This window comes from Paraburkholderia sp. A1RI-2L, from assembly GCF_048957375.1.
Classification (GTDB): Bacteria; Pseudomonadota; Gammaproteobacteria; order Burkholderiales; family Burkholderiaceae; genus Paraburkholderia.
In genome coordinates this window covers 906849-932275 of sequence record NZ_JARBTA010000002.1, presented here as the reverse complement: position 1 = coordinate 932275, position 25427 = coordinate 906849, and the positions used below count along the sequence as shown (strand labels likewise).

At 64.1% G+C, this 25427-nt stretch carries 22 protein-coding genes; 3 read left to right on the top strand and 19 right to left on the bottom strand.

Annotation, left to right across the window (positions count from 1 at the left end):
* The first annotated feature begins 225 nt into the window (after window positions 1-225).
* On the top strand, window positions 226-1386 hold the full coding sequence (locus tag PWP93_RS19060) for a porin (RefSeq protein WP_421027056.1): 1161 nt from the start codon (window positions 226-228) through the stop codon (window positions 1384-1386).
* Between the two features lie 12 nt (window positions 1387-1398).
* Here PWP93_RS19060 and PWP93_RS19055 read toward each other — a convergent pair whose 3' ends face one another.
* The 10 genes from PWP93_RS19055 to PWP93_RS19010 form a co-directional block, all read right to left on the bottom strand.
* On the bottom strand, window positions 1399-1698 hold the full coding sequence (locus PWP93_RS19055; protein WP_421045519.1) for a hypothetical protein: 300 nt from the start codon (window positions 1696-1698) through the stop codon (window positions 1399-1401).
* Between the two features lie 135 nt (window positions 1699-1833).
* Window positions 1834-2448: a flavin reductase family protein gene (locus PWP93_RS19050; protein WP_421045518.1), complete on the bottom strand. Its 615-nt coding sequence runs from the start codon at window positions 2446-2448 to the stop codon at window positions 1834-1836.
* A gap of 74 nt (window positions 2449-2522) precedes the next feature.
* Window positions 2523-4913 (bottom strand): tetratricopeptide repeat protein, encoded by a 2391-nt coding sequence (locus PWP93_RS19045; protein ID WP_421045517.1) that lies wholly within the window; start codon window positions 4911-4913, stop codon window positions 2523-2525.
* A gap of 126 nt (window positions 4914-5039) precedes the next feature.
* Window positions 5040-6047, bottom strand: a complete 1008-nt coding sequence (locus PWP93_RS19040) for a hypothetical protein (RefSeq protein ID WP_421045516.1) — start codon at window positions 6045-6047, stop codon at window positions 5040-5042.
* Between the two features lie 147 nt (window positions 6048-6194).
* Window positions 6195-7628: a TolC family protein gene (locus PWP93_RS19035; RefSeq protein ID WP_421045515.1), complete on the bottom strand. Its 1434-nt coding sequence runs from the start codon at window positions 7626-7628 to the stop codon at window positions 6195-6197.
* Entirely contained in the window at window positions 7618-9039 is a 1422-nt protein-coding gene (locus tag PWP93_RS19030) for an HlyD family type I secretion periplasmic adaptor subunit (RefSeq protein ID WP_421045514.1), read from the bottom strand. Before PWP93_RS19030 ends, PWP93_RS19035 begins: the two co-directional genes overlap by 11 nt.
* Complete coding sequence (locus PWP93_RS19025; RefSeq protein WP_421045513.1) at window positions 9036-11147, bottom strand: type I secretion system permease/ATPase; 2112 nt, start codon at window positions 11145-11147, stop codon at window positions 9036-9038. The genes PWP93_RS19030 and PWP93_RS19025 overlap by 4 nt, the downstream gene beginning before the upstream one ends.
* Window positions 11148-11700: 553 nt before the next feature.
* Complete coding sequence (locus PWP93_RS19020; protein ID WP_167556505.1) at window positions 11701-11856, bottom strand: hypothetical protein; 156 nt, start codon at window positions 11854-11856, stop codon at window positions 11701-11703.
* Between the two features lie 206 nt (window positions 11857-12062).
* A complete protein-coding gene (locus PWP93_RS19015) occupies window positions 12063-13085 on the bottom strand; it encodes a hypothetical protein (protein ID WP_421045512.1) in 1023 nt (340 codons plus the stop codon).
* A 325-nt stretch (window positions 13086-13410) separates the two neighbouring features.
* Complete coding sequence (locus PWP93_RS19010) at window positions 13411-14097, bottom strand: MgtC/SapB family protein (protein ID WP_421045511.1); 687 nt, start codon at window positions 14095-14097, stop codon at window positions 13411-13413.
* Between the two features lie 221 nt (window positions 14098-14318).
* Here PWP93_RS19010 and PWP93_RS19005 point away from each other — a divergent pair, with 221 nt between their 5' ends.
* Together PWP93_RS19005 and PWP93_RS19000 are read left to right on the top strand one after the other, a co-directional pair.
* A complete protein-coding gene (locus PWP93_RS19005) occupies window positions 14319-15413 on the top strand; it encodes an AGE family epimerase/isomerase (RefSeq protein ID WP_421045510.1) in 1095 nt (364 codons plus the stop codon).
* Window positions 15414-15573: 160 nt separating this feature from the next.
* Complete coding sequence (locus PWP93_RS19000) at window positions 15574-16011, top strand: PaaI family thioesterase (RefSeq protein WP_421026380.1); 438 nt, start codon at window positions 15574-15576, stop codon at window positions 16009-16011.
* A gap of 75 nt (window positions 16012-16086) precedes the next feature.
* Here the strand turns inward: PWP93_RS19000 and PWP93_RS18995 are convergent, their stop codons facing one another.
* The 9 genes from PWP93_RS18995 to PWP93_RS18955 form a co-directional block, all read right to left on the bottom strand.
* Window positions 16087-16935: an ureidoglycolate lyase gene (locus PWP93_RS18995; protein ID WP_421045509.1), complete on the bottom strand. Its 849-nt coding sequence runs from the start codon at window positions 16933-16935 to the stop codon at window positions 16087-16089.
* A gap of 107 nt (window positions 16936-17042) precedes the next feature.
* A complete protein-coding gene (locus PWP93_RS18990) occupies window positions 17043-17786 on the bottom strand; it encodes an SDR family oxidoreductase (RefSeq protein ID WP_421046118.1) in 744 nt (247 codons plus the stop codon).
* 68 nt (window positions 17787-17854) lie between these two features.
* Window positions 17855-18715 carry an amidohydrolase family protein gene (locus tag PWP93_RS18985; protein WP_421045508.1) on the bottom strand — a complete coding sequence of 287 codons (861 nt, stop codon included), beginning with the start codon at window positions 18713-18715 and terminating at the stop codon, window positions 17855-17857.
* 13 nt (window positions 18716-18728) lie between these two features.
* On the bottom strand, window positions 18729-19796 hold the full coding sequence (locus PWP93_RS18980) for an aldo/keto reductase (protein WP_421045507.1): 1068 nt from the start codon (window positions 19794-19796) through the stop codon (window positions 18729-18731).
* A gap of 47 nt (window positions 19797-19843) precedes the next feature.
* A complete protein-coding gene (locus tag PWP93_RS18975; RefSeq protein WP_421045506.1) occupies window positions 19844-21157 on the bottom strand; it encodes a UxaA family hydrolase in 1314 nt (437 codons plus the stop codon).
* A 41-nt stretch (window positions 21158-21198) separates the two neighbouring features.
* Entirely contained in the window at window positions 21199-21537 is a 339-nt protein-coding gene (locus PWP93_RS18970; RefSeq protein WP_421045505.1) for a UxaA family hydrolase, read from the bottom strand.
* Window positions 21538-21553: 16 nt separating this feature from the next.
* The gene (locus PWP93_RS18965) at window positions 21554-22642 is read right to left on the bottom strand and encodes an ABC transporter permease (RefSeq protein WP_421026374.1); all 1089 of its coding nucleotides are present in this window, start codon (window positions 22640-22642) and stop codon (window positions 21554-21556) included.
* A complete protein-coding gene (locus tag PWP93_RS18960) occupies window positions 22632-24158 on the bottom strand; it encodes a sugar ABC transporter ATP-binding protein (protein ID WP_421046117.1) in 1527 nt (508 codons plus the stop codon). The genes PWP93_RS18965 and PWP93_RS18960 overlap by 11 nt, the downstream gene beginning before the upstream one ends.
* Before the next feature lie 95 nt (window positions 24159-24253).
* Window positions 24254-25330, bottom strand: coding sequence for a sugar ABC transporter substrate-binding protein (locus PWP93_RS18955; RefSeq protein ID WP_421045504.1), 1077 nt, complete (start codon window positions 25328-25330; stop codon window positions 24254-24256).
* Between the last annotated feature and the right edge of the window lie 97 nt (window positions 25331-25427).

Sequence of the window (25427 nt, the reverse complement as noted above, 5' to 3'; positions counted from 1 at the left end):
CTGCCGCAAGTCAAGACGCAATTCATGACACGGCGATGAAATATTCCTTCCAGCGCGTGGAAGAATCTTCTCCAGTCACAGCCGATTTTCCGGCGGCCGCCGATCCCTACACTCCTGACGCTGCTTGCCGGCCTTCGCCCGCAGCAGGCCTTTTCCAAACGCTACGAGAACACCGCATCAGGAGCATCACACGTGAAAAAGAACGCCCTCCCGCTCGCCCCCGCATTGACCACCGCCGTTGCCACCGCCGTCGTAGTCGCCGGCGCGCTCGCCCCTGGCGTCGCGCAAGCGCAAAGCTCGGTCACGCTTTACGGCCTGATCGACGCCGGCATCATGTACACCAACAACGTGGCCAGCTCGGGCGGCAAGGCCGGCAGCGCGCTCTGGCAGGCGACGAGCGGCAACGTCAACGGCAGCCGCTTCGGCCTGCGCGGCAGCGAGGACCTCGGCGGCGGCCTGCGCACCGTGTTCTTGCTCGAAAACGGATTCAACGTGCAGAACGGCAAGCTCGGCCAGGACAACCGCATGTTCGGCCGCCAGGCCTGGGTGGGACTGGCGAGCGACCGGTTCGGCACGCTCACGCTGGGCCGCCAATATGACGAGCTCGTCGACTTCGTCGCGCCGCTCTCGGCCACGGCGGGCACCTTCGGCGACACGGGCTTCGCGCATCCGTTCGACAACGACAACCTCAACCACTCGCTGCGCATCAACAACGCCGTCAAGTACACGAGCAACAGCTATGGCGGCTTCAAGTTCGGCGCGCTGTACGCGTTCTCGAACCAGCCCGACTTCGCGGCCAATCGCGCCTACAGCTTCGGTGCGAGCTATAACAACGGCCCGCTCGCCTTGGCCGCCGGCTATCTGCAGTTGAACGGCACGCAAGGCGCGAACGCGAGCAGCCCGGGCGCGGTGGACCTCGCCGAGTCGGCGGCCAACGGCAAGGGCGGCTTCTCGCTCGGCGCGCAGCGGCTGCGCTCCTTCGGCGGCGGCCTGAATTACAGCTTCGGTCCGGCCACGGCGGGCTTCGTGTTCACGCGCAGCGAATATGCGGGCACGAACGCGTTCGGCTCGCACGGCGGCGACATGAGCTTCAACAACTATGAAGTGAACGGCAAGTATCAGCTGAATCCGGCCTGGAGCCTCGGCCTCGCCTATACCTACACGGACGGCCACGTGGACCGCACGAGCTGGGGCGCCGATCCGAAGTGGCAACAGGTGAATGCGCAGGTGGTGTATCGCCTCTCGAAGCGCACCGACCTCTACGGCGAAGCGATGTACCAGCACGCCACGGGCCACAACTACGTGGCGTTCATCAACACGGCGGGCGGTGCTTCGTCGACGGCGAACCAGGTGGTGGGCACGGTGGGGCTGCGCGCGCGCTTCTGACGACGCGCGGCGCTAACCGAGGACGAGCGACAGCGCGATCGAGATCCAGACGGCGCACGCGCCCGTCAGGAAGCAGCGGCGCGCGAGCAGAAAGCGCGACTCGTCGCCGGGCTTCGCGGGTGAGGTGGCGAGCCAGGGCACGCTGCCGAGACAAGCGAAGCCCACCAACGCGAGCACGACGATCACGCGGTCGCCGAAGCGCCACGGCACGGGCTCATGCAGACCCCAGTAGCCAAGAAAGATCATGCCGATGGAAAACATCGTCGATGCGGCCGAGCTGAGCGCCACGACCGATCCGGTCGGAGATTGCATGGACTGTCTCCTCTCGCGCGTCGCGCGCCATGTGGGTCGCCGTGCCGGTCGCTGTGCAGATCATTCGCAGGCGACTTGCGGGCCATTATCGGCGCGCAAGCCGGCAGCGGCAACGCGGCCGCGAGCGTCATGCAATCAGGCCGTGGGCCGCACCATCTGGAACATCTCGCCGATCTGCGCGTAGTCCGCGCGATAGCCCGCGCGCATGATGGGCTGCGCGGCATGGGTGTCGAACAGCCCGTCCTTCAGGTACTGCTGCTGGATATGCACGCCCACGACCTGGCCGAGCGCGAGCCAGTTGTTCATGGGCGACCCGTCGAGCGCATTGAGCCGCACGATCTGCAGCAGCTTGCATTCGAGCGCGGCCGGCGCCTCGGCCACGTGCGGCACCGCCACGTTGCGGCCCGGCGCGGGCGTGAGACCTGCCAGCGCGAACTCGTCGACATCGGCGGCGACGGGGGCGGAACTCTGGTTCATCTGCGCGGCCAGCGGGCGCGACGCAAGATTCCAGACGAACTCGCCTGTCGCCTCGATATTGACGATGCTGTCCTTGCGGCCTTCGCTGCAAAAACCGATCACCGCCGGCGACGTGGCGAACGCGCCGAAGAAGCTATACGGCGCGAGGTTCAGCACGCCCTCCGCGGAACGGCTCGAGATCCAGCCGATCAGGCGCGGCGCGACGATCGCCTTGAATGGATCGTGCGGCAGGCCGTGGCCGGTGGCGGGATCGTAGAAGTAAGTGTCGGACATGGTGAGCGATGGTGGTTCTTGCGGCTCACAATATCGCACGGGACGATAAAAAGCGCTGACGCGAAATGAGCGAGTTATCCACAATTTCCGTGGAAAACCGTGGGGATAACTTGTCCCCCGACAGCACGCCGGCCGCATTGACTGTCACAGTATTCGCGCCACATTTCCCGATATGCGCGTTCGATACCGGCAGCGAATCGTGGCGCGTCCATGAGCGCCGATGCCTCCATACGGGTTCGCAACGTCCCGCGCAGGGCCGCGAGTCGAGGCAGATCGCGTGCGAATGCGTGCGCCGCGCGCACAAATTCGTCGTCGGTATAGGCAACGAGTTCGGGCAGCCCAAGATTTCCGGCGACGCTCTTGCCGCCTCGGCTTATGGCAGAGCGTCCCGCACGCGTGACGACCGGCACACCCATCCAGAACGCATCCAGACTCGTGGTGTGGCCATTATAGGGAAACGAATCGAGCGCGAGATCGATACGATGATAGGTTTCCAGATAAGCGCGGCGAGGCTGTCGAGCGATGAAAGACACGCGTGAAGGATCCATGCCGTGTGCAACATATCTTGCCGTCAACTGAGACCGCGGCACGCCGCGGGGCTCCAGGACGAGCAATCGGGATTCGGGCACAGCGGCAAGTGCACCCGCCCATAGACCCAGAGCATGATCGCTCACCTTGGCTGGATTGTTCAGGCAGCCGAACGTGAACGGCTCGCCGTTCGCGGCAGGCAGGCTGTTGACAGCCAAGCCCTCCGTCAGAGGGTCATAGCACCAGAACGTTCGCGGCAGGCGAATCGTTCGTTCGGAATACAAATCGTCTCGGCCAGGCTCGTCGACAGGATCGAGCCAACAGTCCGATAAACGATAGTCCATCGCGGGACTACCTGTTGTCCCCGGATAAGCAAGCCACGCAACCTGAACCGGAGCCGGACGCCGCGCAAACAAAAGACGCCGGCTGCCCTCCATGTGCATGGTCAAATCAACGAGGATGTCGACACGGTCGGCGCGAATTTGCTGTGCGAGTGTTGCGTCGTCTAATGCGCGCACATCGCGCCAGACGTCTGCAAGACCACGAATTGATGCAGTCACATGATCGGGCTCCGCGACACTCGAGTAGCAAAAGATTTCAAAATCCGCGTGATTGTGATTGGACAATAGCGGAATCGTGAAAAGAGATTGGCAATGCGAATCAAAATCGCCGGAAACATAGCCAACACGCAATCGCCGATTGGGCGCCGGGTTGTTCAAGTGCTCCCGCTCGCACACGAAGACCGGCGCCTCATGCTGCGCGGCAAACCGGGAGCACTCGCGCATCAGCACCTCCGGGCAATCGCTCAAAAAAGGGAGCGCGAAAATCAGGTTTGCGTGCGCGACAATATTGTCCGGGTCACACTCCAGCGAGCGGCGCAAAGCCGCTACCGATTCCTCTGCGGCCCCCATCGCAAGAAATACATTCCCAAGAACGGCGTGAGCATTGGCAATTTCCGGATTGAGGTTTGTCGCTTCACGCAGTGCGGTCAAGGCTTCAGCCGGATCGTCGAACGATAACAAGTGCCCAAGCTGATACCATGCGTTCGCATGATCCGGCTTTAGTGCCACGGTATGTCGAAGCACTCGAATGGCTTCATCTGCGCGCGCCGGGCCAAGCAAAACACCGAGGTTATAGTTCGCACTTACGAGATTCGGGTTGAGTGCGATGGCTCTGCGCGCAGCGCTTTCAGCTTCGGCACGGTTCGTCCTGGAGAGGATGTGGGCGAGGTTGGACCATGCCACCGCGAAATTCGGATCTATCTCCACAGCCAGCATCAGGGCGTCCCTCGCCTCCCGCCAGTGGGACTCCGGCAACAGGCATGCAAGCGCATTCCACGCAGGTGCGAAGGTCGGATCCAGTTCAACTGCACGGCGCAGTGCGTTTTGAGCTGCTTCCGGTTCGGTGTTTTCGAGCAAGGTCCCCAGGTTGAACCATGCCTGCACGAATTCAGGGCGCAACGCAATTGCCTGCTCATATGACGCTCGCGCCTCCCCGGGCCGGGACGCGCGCAGCAGATTTCCAAGATTGTTGTGCGCCTCCGCGAGTGACGGCGCGAGATAGATCGCCTGACGCAGATGCGCTTCCGCCCGTTCGGCCTCTTGCGGTCCAAAAGTATTCGACAAATAGAAATGTGCGGCAGCGAATGTTGGATCCAGCTTTGTCGCGTGAAGAAGGGTTAAACGTGCATCTTCGGTACGCCCCTGCGCGAGTAGCGCATTTGCGAATTCCAGTGCCTCCGACGCGCTAGTACTGCGTGCAAGCGCATCACTCAAGACTGCTTTCGCCTGGCTGGCACACCCCAAGGAAAATTCGATGAGACTAAGCAGATAGCGGGGCTGGGCACAGTCAGGCGAAGCGAGGATCGCCATATGGCAATGCCTTTGCGCATCGCGAACGAAACCCGCACGCCATGCGGCGAATGCAGCGTCATACATGCGGCGTCTCTCCTCTATAACGCGAAGACCTTAAAGTCGCCTGCGTGCGATTGGTCTGCATGCCATTTTCGGGGGGCGTGATATCCCCCCAAAAACATGCTACATCTCAAATTAACCGAGTCATACTTAATGATGTGAGGAAGCAAACACAGTCGTTTCAACCGGCGTCTGGATTGTCGCCGTTGATGTGAGGCCTGCGCTGTTGACCGAGTAGGCGGCCATTGCCGACACGAGCTGATTCGCCTGATTGCTCGATATCAATTCTCCGCCAAGACCGGCTTTAACATTGGCGATAGTAACGACGTTCCCGTTCCCAAGCCCGATTACGGCATTGCCATTCTGGACCGAGAATGACGACGCGTTCATGGAAATACTTCCGCTTGCATCCTCCTTTACGAAGAATCCGCCGGCGGCCTGTATTGTCTCCGCACCATTTGCAGAGTTAAACGATACGCTGTTGTTGCTGCCACTGATGTTGACCGCGTCCCCAGATCCAAGGACGATCTGATTTCCATCACCCACGTTTATTGTATTGCCAGCACCCTTTGAGTCATCGATTGTCCATTTCGATCCCATTGAAACCGTATTCCCGGAGCCCGATACCGCGACCGTTCCCATCCCGATCCCGCGATCGTAGACCGAGTTGTTACTCCCGGAAACCGAGACGGAGTTGTGCGCTTCGACTGAATTATTGCTTCCGGAAACGCTTGCGGTAGCATTCGTGGCCACAAAAGCGTAGCCGCCATTCATGTTGATTTTTGAATTTACCCCTGCGGTCACATGCGAATTGATTCCAACGGTTATTGTGTCGTTATGCCCGTTGCCTGAGAGAGTATGACCGCCGCCGCCATCTCCATCGACGACAAGACTATTGGCCCCGGCAGAAATGACGTTATTCGATCCCGAGATGACAATTTCGGCGCCATTGGCCGAAGATCCTAGTACCGTGTTTCCATCTCCCACGATACGAATGAAGCCCTGAGTACCGTACGGCACACCGGCACCGCTCTCCAGGAACACCAGATCCGATGAGCCATAGAGGTTCATACCTGCACCGCTTTGGACATCAAAAGTCGTATTGTCGAGTGTGTACGATTCGGCGTTTCCAGTTACAGAAATATAAGACGTGCTCATTAGCATCTCCTGTTATGCGAGCTTAAAATTTCCGGACCGAGTCACCTCGGACCAGGCTAAATGGAAGCATTGCCACACAGGGTTCTGCTTCTCAAATTCAAGTAATTGATTCGCACTGCAACTTTAAATCCATCCACAAGACGATCCCTATTGGAGATCTCCTCGACCCAGTGTTCCCAGCTTCGCTGCCAGATCCACTCTGGCGTGGTCCCAGTCAGCAAGCGCCTGCACACGTTGCTGTTTCGCATTCGCCAGCGCCGCCTGCGTATTCATCAATTCGAGAATGTTCCCAACGCCTGCGTCATAGCGATGCTTTGCCGCCTCCCATGAACGCTCAGCAATCGCCAGCAAGTTCGCACTGTTCTGCGCATTCTGCGTCGCGCCCATGAGCGTCTGGTAACTGCTCCATACGTCGAGCGCGACCTGACGCTTCGCTTCGTCTACCATATCCCGTTGCCGGTCGGCCTGCGCCTTTGCCTGATCGACCTGGTAATGTCGCCCGAACCCTTCGAACAGCGGTATGCTTAGTTGCACGCCGATATAAGCATCGTGCCCCATGGCAGGAAACGTCGGCGCCCCCACCCCCAGGTTCTGCGGCTCGTTGTTCCGGTTGTATTTCACCACCAGGCTGATGCTCGGCAAACCCTGTGCGCGTGTCTGTGAGACCTTCGCAAGTGCAGCCTCGTACTGCGCTTGTGCCGCTCGCACCGAGGGATGCGACGCTTGCACGTCGCGGATCATCTGTGCCACTGGCTCGCTGAACGCTTTACCAACCCGGACGTTTTCCGTCACTGGCGGCACCTCCAGCGGCATATCCGGCGTGAAGCTCATGTCAGCGGCCAGTGTGCCCAGCGCAATCTGCGCGTCGCCTTTCGCCCTCGTCAGGCTGAATACCGCCTGCTCGTGCTGAGTCTGCGCCTGCAGGACGTCGGTGATTGGCACGACGCCCCTGTCTGCGCGCTCCTGCGCGGCCACCATACTCTGACGCGTCATCTCTTCCACGTCACGCGCCGCTTGCAGCCGTCCCATTGCAGTCTGGGCTAAATAGTAATCCTTAGCAGCTTGCTCAAAAAAAATCAGCAATGTGGCATCTTGCGTCGCACGCGCGGCTTCCAGCAGCGCACTCGCGCTCTTCAGCCCTCCCTTGCGACCGCCGAAATCATAGAGCAGCCAGCTCAAGCTAACACTTTCCGCATGTACCGTCGAGTTAATATCCGAACTCAGTTGCGGGTAGTTGTCGACACGGGTCACCGAACTCTCACGCACGCCTTGCAGATTCGCGGTGATCGTCGGCAGGTAGGCAGCACGCGCCACGCCGACGCCAGCCGCCTGTGCCTTTACGGCCGCCCAGGCGGCGCGGGTCTTCGGGTTGTTACACAGCGTGCGTTCGACGACCTCGGCAAGCCGTAGCGGATTGCCAGGCGCCGAACCGAACACGCATTCCGTCACGATCGCTCCCCCGGCCGAGGCGGAGATGCCCTGTTCCACGCGCAGCGCGTCAAGCGCATAGGCACGACTACCCAACGTCATCAAGACCGCAAGCACCATGGCGTTTCGCCGCGATTTCACATCAGCGTTCACGCATGCTCTCCCGTGCCGTCTGCATCAGCGGGTCCAGAAAGTACCCGATCACGCTGCGCCTCCCGGTGCGGATATCCGCCGTGACCGTCATGCCCGGCGTGAGGGTAATCCAACGGTTGTCGACGTGGATGCGGTCCGTCGCCAGCCGTATGCGCACGGGAAACGTCAGCCCGAACTTCTTGTCCTGTACCGCGTCGTTCGAAACCTCGGTGATGGTGCCGCTCATGTATCCATAGCGTGTATACGGAAACGCGTCGATCTTCACCGACGCCAACTGGCCCACCTCGACGAAACCCACGTCGCGGTTTTGCAACCTTGCTTCCACCTCGAGCGCATCGTCCGGCACGATTTCCATGATCGGCTGCGCGGTGGTCACCACTCCGCCCAGCGTGTGCATAGATAATTGCTGCACGGTGCCGGCCACCGGCGCCGTCAGGCTCATGAGCGCCTGGCGTGTCTGCGCCTTTGTCTCGTCGTCACGCCCCTGGGCGACGAGTTGCGTGGCCTTCTCCAGTTCGTCGAGTTGATTACGACGGAACTTCGAAGCCGTGGCGTCGACCTGCGCACGCTGCGCGGCAATAGCCGCCACGAGTTCGTTCGCATGGCTGCGCTGCGCGGCCAGTTCGTTTTCCTTGTCAAGCGCCTGCTGCTCCCTGTCGAGGTAGTCATTGCGTGCAACGTACTTTTTGGCCACCAGCCCGCGATATGAATCGGCCTGCTGCCGTGCCAGTGGCGCTGTTGCGGCAAGCTTCGCAATCTCCGCGCGCACGCGCTCCAGTTGCGCCAGGCGTTGTAAAAGTTCTGCCTTCTCGCTCTCGTACTGGTTGCAATACTCGAGCCACGCACCTTCCGCATGACGTTGAGCATCCTGCATTTGCGCATCTGACGCGTCGCCGACGTTCGCCACGACAGGCGGCTTGTTGTTCTGCTGCGCATTGAGCAGCGCGTTGGCGCGCGCCGCCGCGAATTCCGCCACGAGCCTCGACATATGGGCCTTGTCTGCATCGGCGGCCGTCTGCGTCGTGTCGAGTTTCATCAATAGATCGCCCGCCACCACGCGCTGGCCGTCCTTCACGCGGATTTCGCGCACCACCCCCGTAATCGCAGGCTGGATAGTCTTCACACGCGCATTCGGGACAAACTTGCCGTTTGCGGTTACCACGATATCGAGCTGTCCAAATAGTCCGATCAACAATGCGATGAAGGTAAGCAGAGTCAGTATTCGCATGGCCCAGTGCGGCGCCGGGTGCACGGGCGATTCGACAAGTTCAAGCTCGGCTGGCAGGAAGGCCAGTTGATCAGCGTCTCTCTCGGGGCCTTCGAGCTGCGCGCGGATATGCCAGACTTCGCGAAGTACTGCCGCATAGCGGCGTACGAGATCCGCGAATGTCTGAAATTTCAACGGCCTCATGCCAAGGAATCCTGCATGGCTACGAGGCGCGCATAATAGCCACCGTGTCTCAGCAAACCCTCATGATCGCCCTGTTCCACGATCTTGCCGTGATCCATCGCGAGAATGCGATTCGCGTCGCGCACGGCGGAGAGCCGGTGCGCGATAATGACGACCGTGCGTCCCGCACAGATCGTCTTCATGTTCTCGCGGATAACGCGCTCCGTTTCGAAATCGAGGGCGCTCGTGGCCTCATCAAAGATAAGAATCCGCGGATTGGTCAGCAAAGCTCGCGCGATCGCGATGCGCTGGCGTTGCCCCCCCGAAAGATTGCTGCCGTGCTCACCCACCACCGTGTCATAACCTTCAGGTAGTTCGCAGATGAAGCCATGTGCGCCCGCGAGCTCCGCCGCATGAATCACCGCTTCGAGTGGCACGCCAGGATCGCTCAGCGCAATGTTCTCGCGCACCGACCGGTTAAAGAGCAGGTTCTCCTGAAGCACGACGCCAATTTGCCGACGCAACCACCCAGGATCGGCAAGCGCAAGATCCTGCCCGTCGATACGTACGACACCCTGCTCTGGAATGTGGAGTCTCTGCAGCAGCTTGGTGAGCGTGCTCTTTCCCGACCCCGAACGTCCCACGATGCCGATCACCTGTCCCGCGCTAATGCTGAACGACACGCCATCGAGCACGACGGGGCCGTCCGGACGATAGCGGAAACGGATGTTGTCGAACTGTACATCGCCGCGAATGGCCGGCAGCGCCTGGCGTGTCTGCGCAACCTCGGTGCGTGTATTGAGAATGTCGCCGAGCCGCATCATCGAAATGCTGATTTGCTGAAAATCCTGCCACAGTTGCGCCAGTCGCAGTACGGGGGCGCTCACTCGCTGCGACATCATATTGAAGGCGACGAGTTCTCCCACGGAGAGCCGTCCGTCGATCACGAGCCGCGCGCCGATAAACAGCGTGCCGAGCGTGACGAGCTTGCCGACGAGCTGGATGAGTTGCTGGCCAACATTGCTGAGTTGATTCACGCGGAAACCGGCACTCACGTACGCCGCGAGCTGCGATTCCCATCGACGGATGAACTGTGGCTCGACGGCCATGGCCTTCACCGTCTCCATACCCGAGACTGACTCGACTAGAAAGGATTGGCTGTCTGCGCCGCGTGCGAACTTCTCATTCAGGCGCACGCGGAAGGCGGGCACCAGTAGTGCGGAAACGATGCCGTATACCGGCAGCGATGCCACAACGAGCAGCGTGAGCCAGCCGCTGTAAATGCACATCACACCGATGAAGACGAACGAAAAGGCAATGTCGATGATGACCGTGAGCGCCTGGCCGGTAAGGAAGTTGCGGATGTTCTCGAGTTCGCGCACGCGCGCCACCGTGTCTCCCACACGGCGCGCCCCGAAATAGCCCAACGGCAGCGCAACGAGATGGCGGAACAGGCGCGCGCCCAACTCGACATCGATGCGGTTGGTGGTATGCGCAAAAACATAGTTGCGCAGTCCCGCAAGCAAGACCTCGAACACCGAAGCAACAAGCGATGTCATGCACACGACGTTCAGCGTGCTGTAGGTACGGTTCACGAGCACCTTGTCCATGACGACCTGAAACATCAGCGGCGAGACGAGGCCGAACAGTTGCAGCACAAGCGAGACGCCAAGCGTTTCAAGCAACAAATGCCGGTAACGGACGATAGCGGGGATGAACCACGAGAAGTCGAAGCGCGCGAGATCGCCTGCAAGAGAGGCCCGGGAAGCAAAAAGCACCATCTGGCCGGTACTGCGCGCGACGATTTCGTCGAGCGGTTTGATGACGGGCGCGACGCCATCCGACTCGAGCACGAGTGCGGTCTTCCCGTCGGTCTTCGCGAGGATGAAATGATGACCCTCTCTATCGAGCACGAGCGCGGGTAGCGGAGTGACTTCCAGCCTGGCGCGATCCAGCGCGACGATGCGCGCCTTCAGGCCGAGACTCCGGGCGGCGAGCACGAGGTCCTTCTCGCTGAATTGCTTCGTCGTAATGGCGGCGGCATGTTTGAGCCTGGCCGGATCAGCTGCGATGTTGTGAAAGCGGGCAATAGTTACGAGGGCGGATAGCCCGGAATCGGTGAAGGCCACTGCTTCTAATCCTGATTATTCAGATGTCAGGGAAAGCGCCAGACATCGGGATAATATTATCTTGTTCAGGATATTTCCTTGAGTGCGCTCAAGGTGAGTCCCATCCGTGGTGTATCCCTCGCGCGCGGCGACACGATAAGTGCAATACCGGCCAGCGCGTCGCCTGTTCCCTGAATGCCATCTGGTACCGGGTCTCCCGCGTGCTCAAGTGCCGGCGCACGCAAGATTTGTCCACAGTTTTTGTTGAAAGCCCTGTGGACAAGCTCTGGGAGATCCACCCAAGTGCCTGCCTCAAAAGGAAAAACCTGTGGTGCGCGTCGCCGCAAGGCAGGTCGCACGGCTCCCTCGGCACATCCGGCCACTCGGGCAACGGCGACGAAACATTATTCGCCCGCGCCGTGCACAGCTTGTGTGCCACGCGCTCAGGCCCAAACGCAACAAAGCCGGCTCTCTCGCGAGAACCGGCTTCGTTCGATCCAGCCATGGCAGGAGCGATGTATTCAGAACGGCGCGCACTGCGGCGCTCGTCCTGCTCGCTCCTAGCGCAGCGAGGTTAGTCGCGCGGCAGGTGGAAAGGCTTGTAGTGCGAGCGACGGATGCGTTCTGCTTCGCGATGACGCGCTGCATACGAGTATTCGGCATCCATCGGCAGGTACGGCGACGCGAAGAGATCGTTCACCTTTTGAAGAATTGCAAGGATAAAGCTCATGGCGACTCCCGGTTAGACATGAATCTAGGGTTTTCCCTAGGAATGGAATGATTATAGGGTTTTCCCTAGCCAAACGCCAGCGCAGTGCAACAAGAAATCTGCGGCGTCGGGTCGCGGCCTGGCAGCAGGCTATCCTGCGTTGCATCAACACAACACATGAATAGCCTGCAATTCCGGGGGCAAAGCGAGGTGGAAGGGCGTGACGGTCAGCTTTTTGACGCCGTCTGACGGGTGGACGGCTGCGAGTGAGTCCTGGACGATTTGCTGCCCGTCGTATGCGTGGCGGGCTTTTCTGCCGATTTCGGCGTTTTGGCGGAGCGCGCGGTACGGCGCGGCGGCGTCGGGCTTTGCGGCTCCCGGGCTGCGCCCGTCGCGGCAGTCGCCGGCGCCGTTGCCGCCGCAACGGCCACAGCCGGCGCGGCGGCGGTCAATGCAGCGAGGCGCGACGCCATATTGTCGAGCGCGGCCTGCTGGTTCTGCATAAGCAGGTCCAGACGCTGTTGCTGCGCGGTCGCGTCGGCCGAGAGGCTGGCGAGCAGCAACGTCTGGGCGATCGCAACGCCGGTCGTCACCACGAGCGCGGCAACGGCGGCCGTCAACATCCATTTTGTTCTGCGCGTCTGGGCCGCCGCTTGCGCCGCTTGCGCCGTCACCGCCGCGACGATCTCGGCGGGCAGCGCCGCCGTGGCGTGCTCGGGTGCCTGGCTATGGACCGCCGCGCCAACGTCCGCGGCATGCACCGCCGCAATCATGCGCGCCGTGTTGCCCGTGGCGCTGGTCGGCGCGTAGGAGTGGCCGCTTGCGAACACGCCGGCCAGGGGGTCGGGCGATGGCTCGGGCAGCTTCGGCGCAGCCGTCGCTGCGGACTGCGGCGGCGTGCCAGCCTGGGCAGCCGCCAAAGCGACGATGGCCGCAATCGCCTCACCCTGCTCCTGCGGCTCCGGCTGGCCGGATGCCGGAGCCGCCGAGGCTTGCGTGCCTGCTGGCTCATGTGGCTCCGGTGCATCAATCCCGGCAGCGACAGCGGGCTCCAGCGCCTCGTCCTGCGCGCGGACCGTTACCGGGTCGCCCGAATCGTCAGGGTTGCCGTCGGCGCTCGCTGCATCCGCCGACGGCTCGGCCGCCGCAGGTGCCGCGCGCCGCGCCAGCGCAGCTTCACTGTCCTGCGCCGCGCCGGCCGCCTGGAGTTCGGTCGCCGGCTCAGGGTCCTTATCGAAAAGATCGAGCATCGGCGCGCCTGCTGGGGCGTGCGCCGGCTGCGCGGCGTCGGCGTCGGTGAAAGGCGTCGGCGAGCGACGCCGGGACGACGCGCTGCGTGCGGCGCGTCCGGTATTCGGGGATGCGTGTTCTACGTGTTCGGCCATGGATCGACGATGAGACTCGCTTCAGGTGAACTCGCGTCGCACGTCGGTCACGCCTGGCCGCAGCGTGACCGCCGCGTTTCGCTCCTTGGGCGCGCCCCTGAAACCCCAAAACCGCGCGCCACTGGTCACGCATCTTAGCCGCAAACGTTAAACCTGAGAGCCCCCTCGAATGCGAACCATGGATGACGCATCAACCTTGTCCGTCATCCTCGCGAAACTCCTTGACGACGGACAGACGCCGCAATGCTGTGCAGATCGCCTCGTACTCCATCGACGAGACGCGGTTCAGCACGATCATCACCTCGTCGAGCTCGGGCGAGTCGTCGCTCTGCTGCACCACGAACTGCTTCACGCGTGGGCTGGACGTGCCCAGCGCGTCGTGCAGCGAATGGAACGTGAGCGCGCCGCGATCGACGAGCAGCGAGATGCGCCGGCGCTGCCGAAACGTGATGAAGCGCCGCTCGAGCGGTTTGATGCCCGCGAGAATGATGAGAATGATGATGGTGGCCGCGATCGCCGCCGTATAGAGACCGCCGCCCACGGCAAGGCCGATGGCCGCCACCGACCACAGGCTCGCGGCCGTCGTCAGGCCACGCACGATCTCGCCGCGCAGCAGGATCGAGCCGGCGCCCAGAAAGCCGATGCCGGAGACCACCTGGGCGGCCATCCGCGACGGATCGAGCACGACGTGCTCGCCGCCGAGCGCATCGGCAAAGCCGAACGCGGAGACGATCATGATGAGCGACGATCCCACGCATACGAGCATGTGCGTGCGCAACCCCGCCGCCCACGACAGACGTTCGCGCTCGAAGCCAATCACGCTGCCAAGCGCGGCGGCCAGCACCAGCCGCGAAATGAGTTCCCAGTTGCCGAGCATCGCTCTCGCTCTCCTTGCTTTCGTGGATTTGCGCCGCTTGCGCAGGCCACCCGGTGGCTGGAATTGCCGCAGCCAGACGCGCCGACGCCACTCCGCCATGCCCTGCGTCAAGCGCAACGCGCCGCCGCATGCTTGCATCGTACGCCCCATGACAGAGATGGATTGGCCCCAGCGTACAATCGCAGGCACCCTGTTTTCCTCGTGCCGGCGCCCATGCGCCCATGTCACTCATGAACGCTCTCACCGGCGCAGCGAGCCTGCGCGATCATTTCGACCGCACGATCCTGGCGTTGTGGCGCGGCCCCGGCTTCAACGCGGCGCTGCGCCTGGCGCACGAGGCGCTCGACGCGTCGGGCACGACGCCGCTGCCCGACGTGCGCTATCGCGCGATGGCCTGCGCCCGCCAGCTTTTCGTGTTCTCGCAGGCCGGCGAGGCCGCGCATGCGCACACGCTCTACGCGTCGCTGTGCCGTACCTTCGCCGATCGCACGCACGGCGGATGGTTCTACAGCGTCGATGCCCAGGGCGCGCCGCTCGACACCACGAAGGATCTCTACACGCACGCGTTCGTGGTGTTCGCGTGCGCGGCATATGGCCAGCGTCTTGGCGTGCCGGAAGCGCTCGACACGGCGCGCGAAACATCGGCGCTGATCGTCGATCGCTTCAAGGCGCGCGACGGCTTGCTCAACGCCACGCTCGATGCGTCGTTTGCGAGCGTCACGAGCGGACCGCTGCAAAATCCGCTGATGCATCTGACCGAAGCGTGGCTCGCGGCCCGCGAGGCAACCGGCGATGCCGCTTTCGACGCGGCCATCACCACCCTCGCCGAAGCTGTGGCGCGCAATTTCCTCCACGCGCCCACCGGCTGCATCGCCGAATTGCCGCTCGGTGCGCAGGACAATCGGCTCGAACCCGGACATCAATTCGAGTGGTTCTGGCTCGTGCAGCAGGCAGGCGCGCAGCGGCTCGGCGCGTCGGGGCTTCAGGAGGCGCTCGCGCGCGCGTTCGCGTTCGCCGTGAAGCACGGCGTGGACCCGGCGACGGGCGCTGTGGCCGCATCCCTCGACGAACAGGGTCGCGTGATCGACGCCACGCAGCGCATCTGGGCGCAGACCGAATATCTGCGCGCGCTCGCCACACATGGCGATACCGTTGTGCGCGCAACTTTGGACGCGCAGACCGGCAAGTTCGCGCAGCGCTTTCTCACGCCGCAAGGCTGGGTGGAGTGCCGAAGCGCGGCCGGGGAAGTCGCTCGCGCGGACATGCCCTCAACCACGCCGTATCACCTGTTGACGGCGTATCGCGCGCTGCCCTGACGCGCTGGGAATTCGCCAGTCCTCGTCGGGCCTGGCGAGATTACGGTCATTTTTCACAACAATCCAGGCGCAGCGGCCGACGATTCACCTTGAACCGCCGCACGGCACTTCCTACAGTGGTTAGGAAACTACGTGGGCGTGGCCCCTGGGGAATCCGAAGATGACCGATCTGGTGGATCGCGCGCGCGGCGCGCTTCATGCGCAACCGTTCAGCATGCTGCTTGGCACCGAGCTCATGAACGTCGGGACCAACGAGTTGACGCTGCGGCTGCCCGTGCGCGACGAGCTCAAGCAGCAGCACGGTTTCGTGCACGGCGGGGTGATCAGCTATCTCGCCGACAACGCCCTCACCTTCGCGGGCGCGCTGGCGCTGGGCCCCCGCGTGGTGACGGGCGAGTACAAGATCAATTACCTGCGGCCCGCGATGTCCGGCACGCTGATCGCGCGGGCGCGCGTGGTCCACGCGGGGCGCCAGCAGGCCACCTGCCAGTGCAGCGTGTTCGTGATGGAAAACGGCGACGAGCGGCTCGTGGCGCTCGCGCAGGGCACGGTCAGCCGGATGGGCGAGGCAGGGGGCACGCCCGACGCGCAAGCGTGACATATTGGATAAAAAACGGCCGCGCGATGAATGCGCGGCCGTTTTACTTATGCGGCAAGGGTCGAAAGACCGCGCTCAGTCCGCCGCGCGCGTCTTCTGCGTCTGCACGCCGAGCCCTTCGACGCCCAGGCGCACGGTCTGGCCCGGTTTCAGGTACACCGGCTCGGGCTTCACACCCATGCCCACGCCCGGCGGCGTGCCCGTGGAAATCACATCACCCGGCTGCAAGCTCATGCACTGCGAAAGATACGACACCAGCTTCGCAACCGTGAAGACCATCGTGCGGGTGCTGCCGTTCTGGTAGCGGTGGCCGTCCACTTCGAGCCACATCGAGAGATTCTGCGGATCGGCCACCTCGTCGCGCGTGACGAGCCACGGGCCGATCGGGCCGAAGGTGTCGAAGCCCTTGCCCTTGTCCCACTGGCCGCCGCGTTCGATCTGCCATTCGCGCTCGGACACGTCGTTGATCACGCAGTAGCCCGCCACGTAGTTCAGCGCATCGGCCTCGCTCACGTTCTTGGCAGGCTTGCCGATCACCACGCCCAGCTCGACCTCCCAATCGGTTTTCTTCGAGCCGCGCGGGATTTCGATGTCGTCGTTCGGTCCGACGATGCAGCTCGTCCACTTGTTGAACACCACCGGCTCGCTCGGCACCGGCATGCCCGATTCGGCGGCGTGATCGGCGTAATTCAGACCGATGGCCACCATCTTGCCGATATGGCCCACGCAGGGCCCGAGGCGCGGGTTGCCCTCCACGAGCGGCAGCGTTTCCGGGTCGATCGTGCGCAGTTGCGCGAGGCCCGCGTCGGAAAGCACATCGCCTGCGATGTCGGCAACGGCGCCCGAGAGCGCGCGGATACGGCCCTCGGCATCGAGGAGGCCCGGCTTTTCGTGACCCTTGGGGCCATAGCGAAGCAATTTCATTGTCTCTATTCCTTGTCTGTCTTGTGCAATACGTACGGCACGTGCAGTACGTCCGTCGGCAATCATCGCATGGACAAGGGCCTGTTCCCACTAGCAACAGGCCCTGACTAGTTAGACCACCCGCCATCGATCACATGCGTCTGTCCGGTCGTGAACGCCGACTCGTCCGACGCGAGATAAAGCGCGAGCGCCGCGATCTCGTCGGCGGTGCCCACGCGCCCCATCGGCTGCCGCGCGACGAAGGCCGCGCGCGCGGCGTCCACGCTCGTGTGCTGCGCCACCGCTTGCGCGGCAATGCGCTCTTCGAGCGAGGGCGAGGCCACGGTGCCGGGGCAGATCGCGTTGCAGCGGATGCCGCGCGTCACGAAGTCGGCGGCCACGGCCTTGGTCAACCCTATCACAGCCGCCTTGGACGCGCCGTACACGAAACGGTTGGGCACGCCCTTCACGCTCGACGCCGCCGACGACATATTGATGATCGAGCCGCCGCCCGCCTCCAGCATCGCGGGCAGGAAGGCGCGGATGGTCCGGTACATCGCCTTGACGTTGAGGTCGAACGCGAAATCCCAGTCTTCCTCGCTCGCTTCGAGAATCGAGCCAGCGTGCACGAAGCCCGCGCAGTTGAACAGCACGTCGATTGCGCCTAGCTCGCGCGCGAGCACCGCGATGGCCGCGCCGTCGCGCACATCGAGCTTGCGCGCCTCGACCGGCAGGGACGCGAGCGCGTCGATGCGAATGTCGGTCGCGATCACGCGCGCGCCCTCGCGTGCGAACCGTTCCGCGGCGGCGTAGCCGATGCCCTGGCCAGCCGCGGTGATCAAGGCCGTCTTGCCGGCCAGTCTTTGTGCCACTTGTACCATCGCCACTCCTGTTGATTCGAATTGGCTTGACGTGTCTGGAACCGCGTTCAGACCCGTGTTTAGAACCGGTAAAACGCCGTCGCATTGCCGCCGAACACGGCGGCGCGCTCGCGTTCGCCCAGGTGCGCGAACTGGCGCTGGGCACTCGCGTGCCAGCGTTCGTAGTCGCCGTTGAGATTGAGCACGGGCCAGTCGCTGCCCCACATGAGCCGCTGCGCGCCGAAGCTCGCAAGCAGATGCTCGATCCACGGGCTCAGCGTGGCGTCGCTCCAGTCGGGCGCGGCCTCGGTCGCGAGCCCCGACACCTTGCAATAAACCTGCGGAAAGCGCGCGAGCCGCGCGATGGCGTGCGACCACGCATCGAAACCCGGGGCGCCCTCCGCACCCTCGCGGATGGGCGGCTTCGCGCCATGATCGATCACCACGCGCAGCGCGCGATGACGCGCGAGGAACGTTTCGAGCGCGCGTGCGTGGCGCGTGAAGATCAGCGCATCGAATGCGAGGTCGTGGGCGATCAGGGCCTCGACGGCGCGCACCGTGTCGGCTGCCGCGATCCAGTCGTCGTCGGGCAGGTCCTGCAGCATCGGGCGCACGGCGCGCAGCTTCGGCTCGCGCGCGAGCTCGGCAATCAGCTCCGGGGCCAGCGGGTCGTCGAGCGGCACCCAGCCCACCACGGCAGCGATCGAATCGTCGTGGCGCGCCAGATCGAGCAGATACCAGGTTTCGTCGACGGTGGCTGCGGCCTGCACGAGCACCGTGCGCGCGACGCCGCAGCGCGCGCGCAGCGGCGCGAGGTCGGCGGGGCCGAATGGGCGATAGAGCTCGGCCAGCGCGGGCGTGAGCCAGCCGTAGTCGCCGCGCGCGGGGTCCCAGTAGTGCTGATGCGCGTCGATCCGCGCGATTGCGGTTGAGCTGGTCATGGGATGGGCGCTTTCAGGGCAAGGGCAGCGGCGCGCGCCCATCGACGAGTCCCTCGTCGCGCAACGCGCGCCAGAGCCCGGGCGGCAGCTTCGTTGCGAACGACACCACGTTCTCGCGCAATTCCGCCGCGCTGCGCGCGCCGGTGAGCACCGTCGCCACAGCCGGATGCGCGTAGGGAAATTGCAGCGCCGCCGCCGCGAGCGACACGTCATGCGCGCGGCAGACCGCTTCGAGACGCGCGACGCGCTCGATCACCTCGGGCGGCGCATCGCCGTAATTGAACTTGCGCTCGCCCGCGAGGCCGCGCGCGAGAATGCCCGAATTGAACGCGCCGCCCAGCAGGATGCTCACGCCGCGCTCGGCGCAAGCGGGCAGCAGATCATCGAGCGGCCCCTGTTCGAGCAGCGTGTAGCGGCCCGCCAGCAGTGCGCAATCGATCTGGAACTCGCGGATCGCATCGAGCACCGCTTCGCGCTCGTTCACGCCGAGGCCGATGGCCTTCACCGCACCCGCCGCGCGCAGTTCGTCCAACGCGCGAAAGCCGCCCCCGTCGGTGAGTTGCCGCCAGTAGTGCGCGTTGCGCTCGCCGTGCGTGAGGCGGCCGATGTCGTGCACGAGCAGGATGTCGATATCGACGATGCCCAGGCGCTGCTGGCTATCTTCGAACGAGCGCAGGATGCCTTCGCGCGTGTAATCGTAAGTGGCCTCGAACGGCAGCGGATTCTGCCAGCCTTCGCTGCCGTCGTAACGATGCGTGCGCGGCACGAAGCGGCGGCCCACCTTGGTCGACAGCACGTATTCACCGCGCGGATAGCGCCGCAACGCATCGCCGAGCCGATGCTCGGCCTTCGTGTGGCCATAGTGCGGCGCGGTGTCGAAGAAACGCATGCCGGCATCCCAGGCGGCATCGACAGTGGCCTGCGCCTGTGCATCGGTGAGATCGCGGTACAGGCCGCCGAGCGGCGCGGTGCCCAGACTCAGCGCGCTCACTTCGAGCGCGGTGCGCCCGATGCGGCGGCGCTGCGCGACCTGCGGGCGGTGCTGATCGTGCTGATGATGCGGGTGCGGCTCCTGCGCCATGCGGAGTATCTCCTCGTTGCGGTGAAGGGTGCGATGAAGCGTTGGCGTCAGTGCGAAGCGACCACCGGCACCGCCACGCGCGCACTCGCGGGCAGGCACGCGGGACCGGTCGGCTCGAAGGTCTTGTACGTGAGAATGAACTCCTGATGGCCGAGCATCTCCGATTTCGAGCGCACCCCGCGCGATACCGCGAGCGTGACATCGAACACTTCGCGGCCCACTTCGTCGAGCGTGCCGCGGCCTTCGAGTATCCGGCCCGCGTCGACGTCCATGTCGCCCGAGAGATTGCGATAAGTCTGCGGATTCGCACAGACCTTGACGACGGGCGATAGCGCCGACCCCACCACGGAACCGCGCCCCGTCGTAAACAGGATGATATGCGCGCCGCACGCGATCAGCTCCGCGATCTCCGCGTTATCGCTGATATTCGGGAATCCGAATCGTGGCTCTCCATCTGGCACGACGTCGAGCAGATAGAGCCCGCCAGTGGGCGGCACATCGCCCGGCTTCACAATGCCGACGATGGGCGACGCGCCGCTCTTCGCATACGCGCCCAGCGACTTTTCCTCCTGGGTGGTCAGCCCGCCATCCGCGTTGCCCACGGCAAACGAGCCGTGGCCGAGAATCGAGTAATAGCGCGCGGCCTTCGCCACCGAGGCGACGATCGCGTCGCCCAGTTCGGGGCGCGCCGCCCGATTCTTCATGTGATACTCGCAGCCCACCAGCTCGCCGGTTTCTTCGAACACGCACGCCGCGCCCGCCGCGACCAGATGATCGAACGCGCGTCCCACCGCCGGATTCGCGGTAATGCCGCTCGTGCTGTCCGAGCCGCCGCAGATCGTGCCCACCACGAGCTCGTCGAGCCGCATCGGCACCTTGTGCTGCTGCGCGAGCTGGGCGCGCGCCCCGCGCACCCAGTCCACGCCGTATTGAATCGTACTGCGCGTGCCCCCCTTCTCCTGAATCGTGAGCACTTCTACGGGACGTCCGCTCGCGCGCACCTGATCCACGAGATAGTGCTTGTTCATGCTCTCGCAACCGAGGGAGACGAACAGCACCGCGCCCACGTTCGGATGCGTGGTGAGCCGCGTCATCATCTTTTCGGCGTAACGGTTCGGAAAGCAGCCCGGAAAGCCGATCAGATGCACCGGCGGCTCGGTGTGCGCGCCCGGATCGTCGAATCCATCGAGTGGCTCGCGAAACTGCGCGACGATCTCGCGCGCCACGTGATGCGCACACTCGACCAGATACGCCACCGCAACCACATTGCGGATACCCTTGCGTCCGTCGCTGCGCGGCCACCCTTCGAGTACGGGTTCGGCCGTAGGTCCTGCTTTGGCGTAGAGTTGGGATTCGGTCATGGCATTCATCGGCATCAGTGCGATCGGTGCGATCGGTGCAATCAGTGCGATACGAACTCGTGGCCCGTGTCGTGCGTGTAAGTCGGCAGATAGTCGCTTTCGAGGTTGTGCGTGTGCAGATGCTCGCCGCGCGCCACGTTTGTCGTCACATGGCCGATCGGCGCGCCATAGCGCAGCACTTTCTGGTCCTTCGCCAGCGCGTGGCGCGCCACCTTGTGCCCGAGGTCGATCGTCTTTGCGAGCGTCACGCGCTCGCCTTCGATCTCCAGCGTTTCGCCCGCTGGCAGGCGCGCCGCCGCGATCAAACAGTTGTCTTCCGGTACGAGCAGGATCAGACGCGCATCGGTATGCGGTGCACCGCTGTTCACGATAGAACTCAAGTCTCGCCTCCGCCGTTCAGTTCTGGTCGCCGCCCGCGAGCCGCGCCACCATCAGCGAGCCGAGAATGATCGCGCCGTAAATCGCCTGAATCCAGAACGACGGCACCTGGGCAAGCGTGAGCAGGTTCTGCACCACGCCGAGCAGCAGCACGCCCGAGAGCGCACCGAACATGGTGCCTTTGCCGCCATCGAGCGAAATGCCGCCGATCACGGCCGCCGCGAACACCGTGAAGATCATGCCGTTGCCCTGATTCGCGTTGATCGCGCCCACGTAGCCGGTCACGATCAGCCCGCCCAGCGCCGCCAGAATGCTGCCGAGCACGAACACGCCCCACGTGATGCGCTCCACGCGGATGCCCGCGGCGCGCGCGGCGTCAGGATTGCCGCCGATCGCATAGAGCGCGCGGCCCACGCGGTGGTAGCGCAGCATGAACGCGGCAAACGCGAAGGCGGCGGCCGCGAGCCAGACCGAGAGCGGCAAGCCGAGCACGATGGTGGTGGCGAGCGCGAAGAACGAGTTCGGCATGTCGAACAGGGTACCGCCCTTGGTCGCGCCCACCAGCATGCCGCGCAGCACGATGAGCATGGCCAGCGTGACGATGAACGCATTCAGGCGCAGCCGCACGACCAGAAAGCCATTGACGAAGCCGACCAGCGCACCCACGACCACGATCGCAAGGAGTCCTGCAAAGGCGGGCCATTGTGTGCCGAAGCCCGCCGATGCCGCCGGCATCACGAGCATCGCCCCCACGGCGGGCGCGATGCCCACCGTCGATTCGAGCGAGAGATCGAACTTGCCCGTGAGCACGATCAGCGATTCGGCGAGCACGACGAGCGCGAGCGCCGCCGAAGCCCCCAGCACGCTGATGAGATTCGCCCTGGTGAGAAAGCTCGGGCTCACGAAGCCGCCGATCACGATGAGCAGCAACAGCGCGGGCACCAGCGCGAGTTCGCGCAGGCGCGCGAACTCGATGCGCCTGCGCGCGCCGCGTCCCGCCGAGGCGCCCTGGGCCGCATCGGGCTGCACTGCCGCATAGGCCGGCGCGGATACCCCACCCGCCGGTAGACCACCCGCAGTTGCACCACCATTAACGCTATGCTTCATGAAGATCGACTCCTTCAATCGATGCAATCAGTTCGTGGTCCTGCCAGCCCGCGGCGAATTCCGCTACCACGCTGCCGCGAAACATCACGAGCACGCGATCGCAGGTGCGCAGATCGTCGAGTTCGCTCGACACCACGAGCACGGCCTTGCCTTCGTCGCGCACGCGGTCCACGACGGAGAGCAGCGCCTCCTTCGATTTCACGTCCACGCCCGCTGTGGGGTCGATCAGCACCAGCACTTGCGGCGTGCTCGCGAGCGCGCGCGCCATCACCACCTTCTGCTGATTGCCGCCCGAGAGCCCCGAGACCACGTGGTCGGGCCCCTGCGCGACAATGCCGAGCGCCTCGATCATGCGCTGGCCCACATGGTTCTTCTTCGCCGGCGAGGCGAAGCCGAGGCGCCCGAGCAGGCCCGCAATCGTCATCGACGCGTTCTCGGCCACCGATTGCGTGAGCACGAGCCCTTCGTGATGGCGGTCCTTCGGCACGCAGCCCACGCCTTGCGCGAGCGCGGCGGGCACGTCGCCGGGCTTCAGAGGCGCGCCGTTCACGCGAATCTCGCCCGCCTGCTGGCCGGCCAGCCCCGCAACGGCTTCTCCCACGCTCGTGCGCCCGCTGCTGGTCGCGCCCGTGATGCCCACGACTTCGCCGCGCTTCACCTGGAAAGACACGTCGCGGTAATCGCCGCCCGAAATGCCGCGCACGTCGAGCGCGATCTTCGCGTCGGCGGGCAAAGCCGCGCGCGCGGCCGCATCGGCCACGTTCAGGCCGCCGTGCTCGCCCGTCATCGCCTCGATCAGGCGCTCGCGCGGCAACTCTGCCACCGGCGCGCTGACGATATGGCGCGCGTCGCGCAGCACCGTCACCGCCTGGCAGATTTCATACACCTCCTGCAGATGGTGCGAGATGAAGAGAAACGTCACGCCCTCGCGCTGCAATTCGTCGATGCGGCGAAAGAGCCGCTTGATCTCGTCGCCGTCGAGCTGCGCCGTAGGTTCGTCGAGAATGATGAAGCGCGCGCCATACGAGAGCGCCCGCGCGATCTCGACAAGCTGGCGCGCTTCCACCGTGAGATCGCCCGCGCGCGCGTCCTCGCGCACGTCGATGCGCCAGTGATCGAGCAGCGCGCGTGCGTCGCGGCGCATGGTGGTCCAGTCGATCACGCCGCGCCTGAGCGGCTGGCGATTGATGAACAGATTCTCCGCAACGGTGAGATCGCGGATGATCGTCGAGTGCTGATACACGCACGCGACGCGCTCGCGCCACGCATCGCGGTCGGCGATGGGCGGCGCGGGTTCGCCGTTGAAGCGCACGGCGCCCTCGTCGGGCTTGCGCAGACCCGTGAGGATCGAAACGAGCGTCGACTTGCCGGCGCCGTTGCGGCCCACGAGCGCGTGCGACTCGCCTGCCATCACGCGCAGGCTCACGTTCGCGAGCGCTGCCGTGGAGCCGAAGCGCCTGGTCACGCCGCTCGCCTCCACCACCGGCGGCAGCCCGGCGGCCGCCGCGGGCTGCATCGCAAAGGCCGCTGGATGCAGTGCGCCGCCTCGCGGCAGCGCACCCGCTTGCTCCAAGCTCGAACCGTTGCTCATCCGGTCGCTCGTTTCATCGCTCATTTGATGGTATTGCCCCACAGATTCTTGTCGTCGACGTTCTGCTTCGTCACCAGCGGCGCCGGCAACTGGTCTTCGAGAATGCCGGGCTGCAACTGGATGATCGTGCTGTCGTGATCGGTCTTGCCCGGCTTGAAGGTCTTGCCCTCCAGCGCCGCCTTGATGTAGTAGAGGCCGTACTTCGCATAGAGATCGGCGGGCTGCGAAACGGTGGCATCGATCTCGCCCTTGCGGATTGCTTCGTATTCCTGCGGAATGCCGTCATTGGAGACGATCACGATATGCTTCGGCTCGCCTGCGGGAAACAGCAGCTGCTTGCGGCGCAGCGTCTGCAGCGTGGGCGAGAGATAAACGCCGCCCGCCTGCATGTAGATGCCCTTGACGTCGGGATTCGCGGTGAGCAGGCTGTCGAGCGCGCTGGCTGCCACGTCGCCCTTCCAGCCCGCCGGAATCTCCAGCAGCGACAGATTCGGATAGTTCTTCAGGCACGCGCGGAACGCCTCCGAGCGGTCGCGCCCGTTCACGGAAGCGAGATCGCCCATGATCTGCACGACCTTGCCCGACTTCACGTGTTCGCCGATGTACTTGCACGCTTTCTCGCCGTAGGCGCGATTGTCGGCGCGCACGACCATGGCGACGGCGCCTTGCGTGGGCGCGACATCCACGGCCACCACTTTCACGTTCTTCTGCGCGGCGCTCGCCAGCGCGCGGCTGATGGCCGCCGAATCGATCGGCCCCACCACAATGCCCTTCGCACCCAGATTGATCATGTTGTTCATGTCGGTGATCTGCTGCGCGGGGTCGTTGTTCGAGTTGACGGGCGCGAGAACATCGACGCCCATCTGCTTCGCGTACGTGCCCAGATAGTTGTTGTACGACTGCCAGAAGGGCGAGGTCAGCAGCGGCAGGCCGAGGCCCACCTTGCCCGCTTCGACGGCCTGCGCCGAGGCGGGCGCGCCTAGCGCGGCAGCGCAGGCCGCCACGGCGCACAACGTCTTCGCTGCGCGCGAGAAAGCGCGTGCCTTGCGGGTTTCAGTGAAGCAGCGGGCCTCGAATAGCCCGGATGCGAACGCCATGTCTGTCTCCTTGTCCATTCTGTCGTTGTAGACCTAATCCAAGAGCACGCCGCTGGCATATGTTCACCAGTGAACCTATTATTCATATACGCACGAT